The organism is Chengkuizengella sp. SCS-71B (assembly GCF_040100845.1).
Classification (GTDB): Bacteria; Bacillota; Bacilli; order Paenibacillales; family KCTC-33759; genus Chengkuizengella.
In genome coordinates, this window is sequence record NZ_JAZHSH010000001.1 from 2,447,429 (window position 1) to 2,462,291 (window position 14,863).

Here is a 14,863-nt window from a genome sequence, read left to right on the forward strand (position 1 = left end):
ACACCCCCAGAATGTTAATTATACCACATTATTCCTAAAGGTGTTTAAAAGAGGTTTTTCAAATAAAGCTTGTTTTTTAGGATTCAAATTGAGGTTGAAAATATATAATCTGACCAGGTGAATAAGCCGGATTCAAATAATCTTGTGGATTTGGACTAATTAATCGTACAACCTTTGCTTGATATGCATTCATGGGTTGGACTTGCATAATAACTCCATTTAATTCAATTTCTTGATTTGGTTTATTATTTTCAATTCCATCAACAATATCATCTAAAGGAACAATCGAGTACATAATCATTGAACCATGCCCCCGTCTTTCATTTTTCTATATTGTTCTATCCGCTCATTTAATTGTTTTGTCGCATCAGATAAACCGCCAACCTTATCAATTAACCCATAGCTAACTGCGTCTGGTCCGATGACAGTTGTTCCTATATCTCTAGTCAATTCACCAGTTTTAAACATTAATTCTTTGAATTTTTCCTCTGTTATGTTAGAGTGTTCCATAACAAATTTAACAACTCTCTCTTGCATTTTATCTAAGTATTCGAATGTTTGAGGAACCCCGATTACTAATCCATTTAACCGAATTGGATGTATCGTCATCGTTGCTGTTTCCGCAATGATGGAATAATCTGAAGATACTGCAATTGGAACACCTATACTGTGACCTCCTCCCAATACGATCGTCACAGTTGGTTTTGACATCGTGGCTATCATTTCTGCAATGGCTAAACCAGCCTCAACATCACCCCCAACAGTATTTAAAATAATTAATATCCCTTCCACTTTTGAATTTTGTTCAGCTGCTACTAATTGAGGAATGATATGTTCATATTTAGTTGTTTTATTTTGAGGCGGTAAAACCATGTGACCTTCAACTTGCCCAATAATGGTCATACAAAATATGTTTGATTCTTCTTGAAGTGTAGAATTTTGCCCTAATTGTTGAATGTTTTCCACAGTCGGGTTTTTAATTTGTTCATTCGTTTGAGGCGGGGTTTCATTTGTTTTTTGATTTCTATTATTGTACATGATTTCATTCCTTCCATCGTTAAATGAATCCTTCATAGTATGAGTTAGGTGTAGAAATTTATACCCCCATGTGTCAAAGTGAATAACAGAGTTGAACACAAAAAAAGGACTCTTTTAGGTTATCCTAAAAAAGTCCTATTGCTTTATATTATTTATACTTCCATAATGATTGGTAAAATCATCGGTCTTCTTTTGGTTTGTTCATATAAAAATCGTCCTAGAGCTTCTTTAACATGTGTTTTAAGTGAAGCCCATTCATTTACATTATCATTCATTAATTTATTTAAAGTTGCTGATACAATCTTATTTGCCTCATCAAGTAAACCTTCTGATTCGCGAACGTATACGAAACCTCTTGAAATGATGTCTGGTCCAGATAAAATTTTGCCTTCTTGTTTACTCAAAGTGACCACTATAACTAATATACCATCTTGAGATAGCAGTTTGCGATCTCTAAGCACAATGTTCCCTACATCCCCTACACCTAATCCATCAATAAGTACATTACCAGCGGGTACTTTAGAAGCTTTACGAGCGGATCCATTTTGAATCTCTACTATATCTCCATTATCAACAATAAAAATATTATCTGCTTCAATTCCGACGGATTCTGCTAATTTACCATGCTGTCTAAGCATACGGTATTCACCATGTATTGGTATAAAGTACTTAGGCCTCATCAAATTCAGCATCAACTTAAGCTCTTCTTGGCTTCCATGTCCAGAGACATGCACACCTGAAGTGCTGCCAGGACCGTATATAACATTTGCACCAAGTCTAAATAGTTCATCTACAGTTCGCCCTACAAATTTTTCATTTCCTGGAATTGGTGTGGCTGCAATAATGACTGTGTCTCCAGGTAATATATCTATTTTACGATGAGTTGATCTTGCCATACGAGTTAATGCAGACATAGGTTCTCCCTGACTACCGGTTGATAAAATGACCACTCGATCAGCAGCTAATTTATTGACTTCATCAGGTTCAATCAACATTCCTTCCGGAACTCTTAAATAACCTAGTTCTGATGCAATACCTACCACATTAACCATGCTTCGACCTATCACTGTTAAATAACGGTTTGTGTTTACCGCAGCATCAATGACCTGTTGAATTCGATGAATATTGGAAGCAAATGTTGCAACTACTATTCTCTGCTTCGCTTCACGAAAGGCTCTTTCTAATTCAGCTCCCACATTTTTTTCTGACCCTGTATAACCAGGACGTTCAGCATTCGTACTGTCAGACAATAAAGCTAACACACCTTTATTTCCAATTTCAGCCATACGATGCAAATCAGCATATTGATCATTTACTGGGGTATGATCAAATTTAAAGTCACCAGTATGAACGATGACACCTTCAGGTGTATCTAAACAAACGCCAACAGAGTCAGGAATACTATGGTTTGTTTTAAAAAATGTGGCTGTCATACTCCCTAATGTGATCTCAGAATCAGCATGAATTAAAACCCTCTTTGTTGAACCTAATAAATTAGCTTCACGCAATTTATTTTCAACTAATCCTAGAGTCAATTTTGTCCCATAAATTGGAACGTTTAACTCCCTTAAAACATACGGCAGTCCACCGATATGATCTTCATGTCCATGTGTAAGAATAATGCCTCTAACTAAATCAATATTTTCTTTTAAGTAAGTCGTGTCAGGAATTACAATATCTATGCCGAGCATATCTTCCTCAGGGAATTTCAAACCAGAATCAACTACTACAATATCATTTCCATATTGAACTACATACATATTCTTACCAATTTCACCCGCGCCGCCAAGGGCAAAAATGGATATTTTATTATTTTTTTTAGACAAAAAATGTCCCTCCTATTTTTTAAAATTGACGACGATTTTAATAAAACAAAAACCAAAAAATAACCGCACCCAGTCACTTATTATAATTATACAACATTGAAAGCATGTTATTCAAGTAAGTCAACTCATTATGTATAGTGTTTCCCAAAACAATAAAATAACCCACAAAAGTGAAGTGGTACCTTGCATTGCATTTTAATCCTATTACTTTTGCGGGAGCACAACACCAATATGAAATAGAATGTATATCTTGGAGATGTTCTTATTGCTTTTTATAACTCTAAATTTTATCAATCAAATCTCTAATGAACCTTTTACCTTCGTCTGTTGCTTCAGTCATAGGCAAACGTACTCCTCCTACGTTCATATCTAACAAGCCTAAAGCATATTTTACTAAAGATGGACTAGGACATATAAATAGACCTGTAAAAATAGGATGAGATCGTTGATGTAATTCAATAGCTTTTTCAGTTTCTCCGTTTACGTATGCAGTTAACATCGCATTTATTTCTTTACCAATTATATGACCTGCCACACTTACTACACCATATCCACCAATAGAAAGCATAGGTAAAGTCAAACTATCATCCCCACTATATACCTTAAAATCACAATCAGTATTGGAAATAATTTGGGAAATCAAATCAAAATCACCATGAGCTTCTTTAGTAGCAACAATATTAGGTATTTGAGCTAATTGAATTATGGTTTGTGCCTCGATAGACACTCCAGCCCTTTTTGGTATATTGTACAACATAATAGGTAAGCTTGTAGATTGTGCGATTGTTTTAAAATGGTCATATAGACCTTGTTGGCTTGGGCGACTATAATAAGGTGCAACTAAAAGTGCTCCGTCAACACCGATTTTTTCCGCTTCCAATGTCATCTCTATGGCATGCTGTGTATTATTACTACCTGTCCCCGCAATGATTTTACAACGTCCATTTGCAAATTGAATAGTCTTTTTAAATAATTCAACCATTTCTTCATCTGATAAAGTGGGAGACTCTCCTGTTGTTCCACATACTACTAAACAATCATTCTTTTGTTCCTCAATTAAAAAATTAACGAGTTTTTCTGTTTGTTCCCAATCAATTTTCTGATTATGATCAAAAGGAGTCACCATTGCAGTCATCATTCTACCAAAATCCACTTTTTAATTCCTCCTTTATTATTTAAACTGCAAAAATATTATAAGGATATTATAATTACTTTAACGTATAAAATCTACTTTTAGTACTTTTCTTTTAATAATACAGTGATTAAGAAAAATTTATCCTATAATTTTTCGCGTGAAGACGCCCACCTCTAAAGGTGGTTGCTCCCAAATCAGGTGGAATAGACGCTCCATCTGATTTCTCGATGTTTAATTATTGCATAAACAAGTTCACTTGTGTAAATTAAATTTTTTATGAAGAGCCTTTAATGCTTTGTTCACATGATTAGCATGGACTAATACCCAAATTGTCGTATTGGAATCCGCAGATTGTAATATTTGAATATCAGCTTCCGTTAGTGCTTCAACAATTTTTGCCATTACACCCGGAACCCCATTTATTCCTCCTCCAATAACCGACACCTTTGCACAATTTGATTGATAGAATGGATCATATTCTAAATCATGCAATGTGGAAATTGCTTTTTTAATTTCATGATCATGAACGGTATACATGACACCTGAAGGCGTGACATTAATTAGATCCACACTAATTTGTTGCTGCGCCATAGCTTTAAAAACTTTCAATTGTAGATCATATTGTCCTTGGCTTGCTGTAATATGAATCTGTGAAACATTAGGTACATGAGTGATTCCTGTTACAAGACGATCATGGACAACACTCTGCTCTTGTAATGCTTCATTATTTGTTACTAATGTACCTTCATCTTTGGAAAATGTAGATCTTACTCTTATTGGTATATTAGAATGCATAGCAATTTCCACAGCTCTAGGGTGAACAACTTTAGCACCATACTGAGCCATATTACATATTTCGATATAAGAAACTTTTTTTAACGGTTTAGCATCTTCTACAATTCTTGGATCAGCAGTAAGGATTCCTTCTACATCTGTAAAAATATCAACCATCTCAGCATTTAAAGCTGAAGCAATCGCTGTTGCTGAAGTATCACTACCACCACGACCTAATGTAGTAAGATCACCTGTTTCATTACATCCTTGATAACCTGTGATGATCACAACTTTATTTTGATCTAGCAACTGCATAATACGATTAGGTTGGATAGATTTTATCAGCGCTTTATTATGTTGATTAGTGGTTAAAACACCTGCTTGTGAACCAGTTAATACTTCAGACGAAATAGAAGCCTGATTTAATAAACTGCATAATACAGAAGCAGAAATGATCTCACCACATCCCAACAATAAATCGGTTTCTTTAGGAGGGAGCTGATCCCCATTATTTTTAATTAGTTCGATTAATGTATCCGTTGCATAAGGTTCCCCTCTTCTACCCATTGCAGAAACAATGACAACCAGTTTGTAATTTTGTTCGTATGCACTCTTAATGTGATCAATCACATGAGATCTAGCAAATTCATTAGATAAAGAAGTTCCACCAAACTTTTGAACTAAAATACTCACTCTCTTTCATTCCTCCTTGGTTGTATCTAAGGAGCTTAGCATGAGTAATATATTTATAATAGTTTCTTCTTTGGTGTAGTTAGTTTATGATTGCTTTGCGATATATTCTGCAATTTGTACTGCATTCCAAGCTGCACCTTTTAATAAGTTATCAGATACAATCCACATATTTAAACCACGTGGGTTCGCTAAATCCTTACGAATTCGTCCAACAAAAACATCTAATTTACCAGCACTACTAGTTGCCAGTGGATATTTCTGTTCTTCAGGTTGATCCTCAACTATAATACCTGGTGCCTTCGAAAGTAATGATCTTACTTCCTCAACATCAAAATCTTCATTTAATTCCACATAAACAGACTCTGAATGACCATATATAACAGGGATTCTCACACATGTCACTGTTATTTCTAATGATTCATCACCCATTATTTTTTTAGTTTCGTTAATCATTTTCATTTCTTCAAACGTGTATCCATTTTCTACAAATTTATCAATTTGAGGTATCGCATTAAACGCAATTTGATGTTTAACTGGTAAACTTCCAACAGGTAAAATGTCAGGAGTCACCTCTTTGCCTTCAATGATTTCTTTTGATTGCTTTATCGTTTCATCAATCGCACTTTTTCCTGATCCTGATACTGCTTGATATGTGGACGTAATAATTCTAGAAAAACCAAAACGGTCATATAGCGGTTTTAAAGCTGCTACCATTTGAATTGTTGAGCAATTCGGGTTTGCAATTATACCTTTATGCTCATTAAGTTGATCGATATTTACCTCTGGAACGATTAATGGAGTATCTGGATCCATACGAAACGCGCTTGTATTATCTATACAAATCGCTCCACTTTCAACCGCATGAGGAACAAGATGTTTACTTACACTTCCCCCAGCACTAAACAATGCAATATCAATATTTTCAAAGCTATTTGGAGTCGCTTCTTCTAAAGTAATTTCTTGATTGTTAAACACTATCTTTTTACCAGCTGATCTAGCAGATGAAAGTAGTTTCAATTCATTAATAGGGAATTCTCTTTCTTCCAACAGTTTTATGATTTGTCCACCAACGGCTCCAGTAGATCCAACCACAGCTACATTAAATAATTTTTGATTTGTCACGTATATGTTCTCCTCTCATCTTCATCTAACAATTAAATAGGATATTGAATGATCATTGGCTGAATTTGTTTCCCATCGATAGCAGATGCACAAGCCTCAACAACAAGATCCATATTAGCTACTAAGGAATTGGGCTTTTGTTCAGGGTTATCCTGTCCGTAAGGCACAAAATATATATTTTTTGTATTATACAATTTTGCAATATTACTTGCATTTAATCCAAGTCCATCATTAGTTGAAATAGCTAGTACCAAAGGCTTTAAATTCCGGAGCTGAGCTTTAGCTGCCATAATAACAGGTGAATCTGTCATAGCATTTGCTAATTTACTTGTAGTATTACCCGTACAAGGAGCGATGACCAACACATCCAATAATTTGGATGGTCCAAGTGGCTCAGCTTCAACAATTGTAGAAATAATATCATTTCTTGTGATTTCTTTCAACTTTTTTAACCAATCTTTTGCTTTGCCAAAACGAGTATCTGTAGTTTGTAATGTAGATGAGACGATCGGGATCACATTGGCTCCTTCATCTACAAATCTTTGTATTTCTGGCAACACTTCTTCCACTGTACAATGTGATCCAGATAAAGCAAATCCAACATTTTTACTTTCCCAGTCCATATTAATTGTTCCCCCATTCACTAGAATTTTCCGATATCAACTGAATTAAACTTTTTGCTATGATCTGTCCAGCTGTTTTCGGTGCTACAATTCCAGGTAATCCTGGGGCAATCATTGCTTTAATGCCTCTTTTTTCTGCAAAACGAAAATCCGTTCCACCAGGTTTTGAGGCAAGATCAATAATAACGGCTCTATGAGGTATATGAGCGATGACCTGAGCTGTGACTATCATAGTTGGAATTGTATTAAAAAGCAAGTCAATATCAGTCACTTCATTGCTTAAATTCTTCAAGAAAAATGGATTCAACTGCATTTCAGATGCTCTTGCAAAATGCTCGTGTTTACGTACTCCAATTTTTACATGAGCTCCAATTCCTTTTAATGTCCTTGCTAATGTAATACCGGTTCTACCAAGCCCTAAAACAATGCAATTCGAACCATGAATCGTGATATCTGTATTTTCTATAGCCATCATAATTGCGCCTTCAGCTGTAGGTATAGAATTATATATAGCCACATCGTCACGTTCAAAGAGCTCAATGAGTTCAATTTTGTTTTCTTGACACAAGTTTCTAAAATATGGTTTAGAATATCCAGTGTATATTTTTGCATGTTTAGGAAGGCTTTTTAAATGACTCTGAGTAAGCAGCAATTCTTTTGATGAAAAGATTGAATCTATCTTACCAGTATTATTAGTCACAACTGCGTGAAGAATAAGGGCATCAATGGTTTTAAGTACATCTTCCTTTAATTCAGCATATTTTACCCCACTGTACTTGGGTTCTAAATTATCAAATCCAATTAAAGTAATGGATGCATCCATTTCAGAAAACTTCTCGATCACCTCTAACTGTCTTGCATCTCCGCCTAAAAATGCTACATGGATTCCTGTTAACATCAACATTAAACTCCTTTCTATACCGCCTTCAATACCTCATAATATGCTGGAGCGTACAATTAAGTTACAAACTAAAAAGAGTCCTATATAGCTTAAAAATAAAAAAACCCGCTAAAAGCGAGTTTTTCATCTCATTCTATTTTAAGATTTAAATCCTGTATGACCAAAACCACCAGATCCTCGTTCCGTAACCGTAAGTTCATCAACCTGAATGAGTTCAACATCTGGAATTGCTTGAAAAACCAATTGAGCTATTCGATCCTTGGGCTGAATGATGAATTCTTCTTTACTATGATTTATAAGTAAAACTTTTATTTCACCTCGGTAGTCTGCATCAATAGTCCCTGGAGAATTCAAAACTGTAATTCCATGTTTGAAAGCTAGTCCGCTTCTAGGTCGCACCTGTGCTTCTAAGTTATTCGGCATGCTAATTGCAATACCAGATGACACTAATATACTTTCTCCTGGTTGCAAAGCTAATGGAGAGGTAATTGCTGCAATTAAATCATAACCGCTTGCTGAGGTTGTCATTTTTTTTGGTAAATCAAACTCAATTTCTGTAGACACTTTTTTTATTTGCACATTATATGACAAGGCGATCCCTCCTAAATTGTTTAACCACATCTTCCTTTTGACCAACCATTGCCATTGCAAATGGTGTACTAAACATTTTACTGAGCAAATTTTTAACATCATCAGTAGTGACAGATTCTATTTTATTAATAATTTCATCTAAAGACAGATGTTTTCTCATCATTAATTCATTTTTTCCAAGTCTATTCATTCTACTACTTGTACTCTCTAAACTTAAAATTAAACTACCCTTTAATTGCTCTTTACTTTTTTTAAGTTGTTCAGCTGACATACCTTGAAGAAGAATGACCTCCAATGTTTCCATAGTAACATCTAATACCGATTTTGTTTGTTTCGGTGCAGTTCCCATATAAATCGTAAACAGCCCACTATCTTCAAATGCACTATGGTATGAATAAATAGAATATGCAAGGCCTCTATTTTCTCTAATTTCCTGAAATAGTCTGGAGCTCATGCCCCCGCCTATATAATTATTTAGCAATGTCATAGTAAATAATTGTTGATCTTTTAAAGAACAACCTTGTAGAGTTAAACAAATATGATTTTGTTCAGTATCTTTATAATGATATAATTGCTCAGATTCAAATGTAGGAGGAATAGGACTTGGAGATTGTCCTTGACCTGAAAATCCTCCAAAATATCTTTCTATTTTCTCCAAAATGAAATCATCAATATTTCCAGCTACACTGATCACAGTATTATTAATATGATAATGACTGTTCATATATCGTTGTAAATCTTCACTATGTAAATTTTCCAGTATACTTTCCGTCCCTAATATCGGGTACGCAAGTGGATGATTTTTATAAGCAGCCGTCGTCACTAAATCGTGGACTAGTTCATCTGGAGTATCATCATACATCGAAATTTCCTCATAGATTACATTTTTCTCTTTCATTAATTCGTTTGGATCCATAGTAGAATTTAAAAACATACTTGAGAGCACTTCTAAAGCTATATCTAAATGTTCATCTAACACTTTAGTGTAATAACATGTATATTCTTTTGAAGTAAATGCATTAACATTTCCACCAATACTATCAAATGCATCGGCAATTTCTGCAGCTGAATATTTATCTGTTCCTTTAAACAACATATGTTCAATAAAATGAGAGATACCGTTATTTTCAAATCCTTCATTTCTAGAACCTGTTTTAACCCAAATACCAAAAGAAACAGATCTGCATGCTGGTATTTTTTCAGTAATCACACGCAAACCGTTTTTTAAGTGATGTTTTTTCACTATATTGCCTCCTACTACCCCATTAAAAATCAGTATTTCGAACAAAAGGTCGTTTATTCATTCTATCAAAAATTAAAATTGGTCTCAACTTCATTGATTCTTCTAGAGGAAATTAATTCAGATACTGTACCTATGATATAACCCTCTTTTTTAATCACTTTAATCATCTCCGGTAGAGCTTTACTAGAAGATTCAGTAGGATGCATAAGAATAAGTGCCCCTGGTTCCAATCTAGAAGATATTTTTTTTATAATATAATCTGGACTAGGATTTTTCCAATCAATTGTATCGATGGTCCAATGGATTGTTTTCATATTTAGTTCATTTGCTAAGAGTACGGTCTCTTGATCCCAATCTCCAGAAGGTGGGGCAAATAACTTGTTATCTACGTTAAAGTGTTTCTTTAATAAAACTTGTGTTTTTGACATTTCATCTACAGCTTCTTTTCGATTTAAGTTGCTCATATTCTTATGAGAATAAGCATGGTTAGATAATTCATGTCCCAACTCTGCAATCTGTCTTGCAACTTCTATATTATTATTGATCCATTGACCATCTAAAAAAAATGTTGAATGAATATTTTCATTTTCTAACGTTTTTAGAATTGAAGGTATGTATTCTGTTCCCCAAGAAACGTTAACCATAATTGAAACCATTTTTTTGTTAGGGTTTCCTTTAAAAATAGCATTTGGTTCTAAATCTTCAAGCTGAATTTTTGGTTCAACTTCATTATATACAAATGGTATTTGATTATTGTTTAATTTTTTGGCTAAATAATAGGTTTTTTCTATGTTTACCTCTCTTCCATTGTATCCAGGAATCGCTTTCCAAACACGATCAATTCTAGCATCAATGGGTTCAATGTAATTCGTTTCTGCAGCTTCTTTTATTTTTTCTAATAACAAATCATTTGAGTTTTGAGCTTGATACACTGAAAGAGAGTGTTGATTTTCTTTCACACTTTGAATGTAATCATTTAAAGCGCTAGATTGATTCAAAAGCCAAAACAAAATGAAAAATAAAGAAATGGTTATCCAACCTCTTTTTATTTGCATTCATTAAACCCCTTTTTGTACAATCTTTGTCCTATCTTATGAAATTCTATATAAAAAAAGTACATATAAAGGATTTTGTAAATACAAAAAAAGAGACAGAACAATTCTGACTCTTCACTCTTATAATGAATTAAATTACGATTTATTGTCTGAAACTAACGTTGCCTTGCGAGAAAGATTGATACGTCCCTGTTGGTCAATTTCAGTCACTTTAACAGTGATACTTTCACCCATCTTCACAACATCTTCAACCTTAGCAACTCGTTCTGTAGACAATTGAGAAATGTGAACCAACCCTTCTTTACCTGGCAATACTTCCACAAACGCGCCAAACTTTTCAATTCGTTTGACTTTACCTAAGTATGTCTCTCCAACTTCAACCTCTTTAACAATATTTTCAATCGTTTGTCTAGCTTTGTCATTCATTTCTTCATTAACAGATGAAATAAAAATACGGCCATCTTGCTCAATATCTATTTTCACACCAGTATCTTCAATAATTTTATTGATGATTTTTCCACCCGCTCCAATAACATCACGGATTTTATCGGGATTAATGTTTAAAGTTAGTATTTTAGGTGCATACTGTGATAGCTTTTGATTTGGTTCTTGGATCGTCTCCAGCATTTTGTCTAAAATAAACATTCTACCCTCAGTAGCTTGAGTTAATGCTTGTGTTAATATTTCACGATTGATTCCTTCAATTTTAATGTCCATTTGAATAGCAGTCATACCGTTTCTGGTTCCTGCTACTTTAAAGTCCATATCTCCAAGATGATCTTCCATTCCTTGAATATCTGTTAAAATTGATATATGATCCTGATCTTTAATCAGACCCATCGCAATTCCAGCAACCGGGGCTTTAATTGGAACTCCTGCATCCATCATAGCCAAGGTACTTGCACAGATGCTTGCTTGTGATGATGATCCATTAGACTCAAGAACTTCAGATACTAATCGTATTGTATAAGGAAAATCAGTCTCAGGTGGAATGACTTTTTCCAATGCTCTTTCCCCTAGCGCTCCATGTCCAATTTCTCGTCTACCTGGTGGTCTTAAAGGTCTTGCTTCCCCAACACTAAATGGCGGAAAGTTATAATGGTGCATAAATCTTTTAGATTCTTCAAGATCAATTCCGTCTAAAATTTGTACATCTCCGAGCGCACCTAGCGTGCATATACTTAATGCTTGTGTTTGTCCTCTTGTAAATAAACCTGAACCGTGAGTACGCGGTAAGATGTTGGTATCTGTTTCAATGGGGCGAATCTCATCTAGAGCTCTTCCATCAGGTCTTATTTTGTCATGTGTAATTAATCTTCTGACTTCTTCTTTCACGATAGTGCCCAGTGTTTCTTTAACATCTTTTATTAAATCAGGTTCCTCTTCATAAGTGGTTGTAAAATGTTCAATTGCATCGTTTTTAACTAGATCTATTGCATCTTGGCGAGCATGTTTCTCATGAACTTGTACAGCTTCAATCAAACGTTTTGATGCAAAGTCACGAGTAGCTTGATTCACCTCTTCATTTACACTATGTAGTTCTACTTCCATTTTAGGCTTACCGGCAATTTCAATATACTTTTCTTGTACAGCTACAATTTTTTTGATCTCTTCATGGCCAAACATGATCGCTTCTAATATTATATCTTCGGGAACTTCGTCTGCTTCTCCCTCAACCATCATAATGGCATCATTTGTACCAGCTACAACTAAATATAAATCACTTTCCTCAATTTGAGCTCTGTCAGGGTTAATGACAAATTCTCCTTTAATCCTGCCAATTACAACCCCTCCAATTGGTCCGTTAAAAGGAATATCTGAAATGCTCAAAGCTGCTGAAGTACCGATCATGGCAGTAATCTCAGGGGAGAAATTCTGATCCACACTCATGACCAAGTTCATAATTTGTACTTCATTTCTAAATCCCTCGGCAAAGAGTGGTCTGATAGCTCTATCCGTCAATCTACTAGCTAAAATCGCTTTTTCACTTGGACGGCCTTCTCTTTTAATAAAACCTCCTGGGATTTTACCAACTGCATATAACCTTTCTTCATAATTCACTGTTAGTGGGAAGAAATCTAAGTTACTTGCTTCACTAGAGGCAGTGACGGTACATAATACAACTGTATCTCCATAACTTACCTTTACAGCAGCATTAGCCTGTTTGGCCAAAACGCCTGTCTCTAATGTCAGTTTTTCACCATTAATTTCCATATCTATTGTTTTTTTCATATTGTCCCTCCTTAGTATGTATAATAGTCCTTCAAAATTCATTCTTCATAAATGTTATTATTTCCTTCTTTTTTAATTAAATATCTATTTGATCGAAATTTAAATAAAAATTGTAAAAATGTCATTCATAAGTTAAAAAAAGCAACCTCATTGTTCACAGTTAGCTCAATTTAGCCAAAGGATGAACAACCGGTTGCTTTTTACTTTATTATCTACGTAATCCTAGTTTTTCAATAAGCGTACTGTAGCGTTTTACATCATTTTTCTTTAAATATGCTAATAAACTACGTCGTTGACCAACCATTTTCAACAATCCACGACGTGAATGATGATCTTTTTTATGTGTACGTAAGTGATCTGTCAGATTGTTAATGTTCTCAGTTAGGATAGCAATTTGTACTTCTGGTGATCCTGTATCTGTTTCATGAACTTTAAACTCTTGAATGATTTCTGTTTTACGTTCTGCTGTAAGTGCCATCCGTTTCACCTCCTTTTTAAATGAAATCGCCAATAGCCCAGAATTCGCTGGTGAAAACGGTATTCCATGCTATGGTTCATATGGTGTAAGAAAAATGTATTCATTCTCCAGCACCGTTGATAGTATATCACAACTGATTTATGAAAGCAAAGAAATATAAAATCTTTAAATGTGACTTTTTGAACAACCTCTTAAAGATTAATATCACTTTTTAGAGTGTATTGTTTAGCTTTTTTAACATCCTCATTAATTTGTTCAACTAAGGCTTCTACAGATTGAAATTTCTTTTCTTCTCTTAAGTAAGATAAAAATTCAACCTTTATATCTTCACCATAAATATCCTCAGAGAAGTCAAATATGTGGGCCTCTAATGTAGGTGTAATATTTTCTTCATAAAATGTTGGTTTTACTCCGATATTTAGTACCCCTGTGTAGACCTTATCGTTTAATGTTAATTTCACGACGTAAACACCTTTTTTGGGAAGTACAAAAGGTTCGGTCACCTCAATGTTAGCGGTAGGAAAACCGATTGTTCTTCCTCTACCATCCCCATGTACAACGGTTCCGGTTATAAAATAGTCGCGCCCTGTAAATTGCCTAATACAATCCACATTTCCCAAATGCAATTGTTCTCTAATCAGAGTACTGCTTACTTTTTCACCATTCAGGTTGTAAGGTTCAACAATGTTCACATTGATTCTATCATCACAGATTTGTTTTAATGTTTCGACTGTCCCACTTCCTAGGTAGCCAAATGTAAAATCAAACCCTACAACGATAGTATGTAATTTTAGCGGGAATAAAAACTTATTCACGAAATCATCAGTGCTTACTCTAGAAAATTCTTTATCAAAATGTACGATATAAACATAGTCTAAATCTAAGCTTTCAAGAAGCTCCATCTTTTTTTGTAGTGGAACAAGATACCTTGAATATTTAGATTGACCTAATACTTCTCTAGGGTGGGGATTAAAAGTCATGATAGACAATGGCAATTGGTTTCTTTTCGCAATATTTCTTGCATTTTGAATCACATACTGATGCCCTAAATGTATACCATCAAAATCACCGATCGCTAAAACCTGCTCTATATCAGGCAGATTTGGGATTGGAAACTGTAAAGGATAAGATAAATGGATAATTTTCATCATT

The 14,863-nt window shown here is 34.5% G+C and carries 14 protein-coding genes; all 14 read right to left on the reverse strand.

All coding sequences use genetic code 11. From position 1 onward, the window contains the following. Positions 1-76: 76 nt before the first annotated feature. Positions 77-301, reverse strand: coding sequence for a YlzJ-like family protein (locus VQL36_RS11915; RefSeq protein ID WP_349249524.1), 225 nt, complete (start codon positions 299-301; stop codon positions 77-79). Beyond that, complete coding sequence (locus tag VQL36_RS11920; protein ID WP_349251177.1) at positions 298-1,038, reverse strand: ClpP family protease; 741 nt, start codon at positions 1,036-1,038, stop codon at positions 298-300. The genes VQL36_RS11915 and VQL36_RS11920 overlap by 4 nt, the downstream gene beginning before the upstream one ends. A 152-nt stretch (positions 1,039-1,190) precedes the next feature. Next, positions 1,191-2,864 carry a ribonuclease J gene (locus VQL36_RS11925; protein ID WP_349249525.1) on the reverse strand — a complete coding sequence of 558 codons (1,674 nt, stop codon included), beginning with the start codon at positions 2,862-2,864 and terminating at the stop codon, positions 1,191-1,193. Positions 2,865-3,144: 280 nt separating this feature from the next. Then, entirely contained in the window at positions 3,145-4,017 is an 873-nt protein-coding gene (dapA, locus tag VQL36_RS11930) for a 4-hydroxy-tetrahydrodipicolinate synthase (protein ID WP_349249526.1), read from the reverse strand. A 234-nt stretch (positions 4,018-4,251) separates the two neighbouring features. Next, the gene (dapG, locus tag VQL36_RS11935) at positions 4,252-5,466 is read right to left on the reverse strand and encodes an aspartate kinase (protein WP_349249527.1); all 1,215 of its coding nucleotides are present in this window, start codon (positions 5,464-5,466) and stop codon (positions 4,252-4,254) included. A gap of 84 nt (positions 5,467-5,550) precedes the next feature. Further along, positions 5,551-6,588 carry an aspartate-semialdehyde dehydrogenase gene (locus tag VQL36_RS11940; RefSeq protein WP_349249528.1) on the reverse strand — a complete coding sequence of 346 codons (1,038 nt, stop codon included), beginning with the start codon at positions 6,586-6,588 and terminating at the stop codon, positions 5,551-5,553. Between the two features lie 32 nt (positions 6,589-6,620). After that, complete coding sequence (locus tag VQL36_RS11945; protein ID WP_349249529.1) at positions 6,621-7,211, reverse strand: dipicolinate synthase subunit B; 591 nt, start codon at positions 7,209-7,211, stop codon at positions 6,621-6,623. A 1-nt stretch (position 7,212) separates the two neighbouring features. Continuing rightward, the gene (gene dpsA, locus VQL36_RS11950; protein WP_349249530.1) at positions 7,213-8,109 is read right to left on the reverse strand and encodes a dipicolinate synthase subunit DpsA; all 897 of its coding nucleotides are present in this window, start codon (positions 8,107-8,109) and stop codon (positions 7,213-7,215) included. 141 nt (positions 8,110-8,250) lie between these two features. Next, positions 8,251-8,703: a dUTP diphosphatase gene (gene dut, locus VQL36_RS11955; RefSeq protein ID WP_349249531.1), complete on the reverse strand. Its 453-nt coding sequence runs from the start codon at positions 8,701-8,703 to the stop codon at positions 8,251-8,253. Next, positions 8,693-9,946: a pitrilysin family protein gene (locus VQL36_RS11960; RefSeq protein ID WP_349249532.1), complete on the reverse strand. Its 1,254-nt coding sequence runs from the start codon at positions 9,944-9,946 to the stop codon at positions 8,693-8,695. The genes dut and VQL36_RS11960 overlap by 11 nt, the downstream gene beginning before the upstream one ends. Positions 9,947-10,011: 65 nt before the next feature. Beyond that, positions 10,012-11,001 (reverse strand): polysaccharide deacetylase family protein, encoded by a 990-nt coding sequence (locus VQL36_RS11965; protein WP_349249533.1) that lies wholly within the window; start codon positions 10,999-11,001, stop codon positions 10,012-10,014. 135 nt (positions 11,002-11,136) lie between these two features. After that, complete coding sequence (pnp, locus tag VQL36_RS11970; RefSeq protein ID WP_349249534.1) at positions 11,137-13,233, reverse strand: polyribonucleotide nucleotidyltransferase; 2,097 nt, start codon at positions 13,231-13,233, stop codon at positions 11,137-11,139. 208 nt (positions 13,234-13,441) lie between these two features. Further along, entirely contained in the window at positions 13,442-13,711 is a 270-nt protein-coding gene (gene rpsO, locus VQL36_RS11975) for a 30S ribosomal protein S15 (protein ID WP_160643314.1), read from the reverse strand. Between the two features lie 191 nt (positions 13,712-13,902). Next, complete coding sequence (locus VQL36_RS11980; protein WP_349249535.1) at positions 13,903-14,862, reverse strand: bifunctional riboflavin kinase/FAD synthetase; 960 nt, start codon at positions 14,860-14,862, stop codon at positions 13,903-13,905. Between the last annotated feature and the right edge of the window lies 1 nt (position 14,863).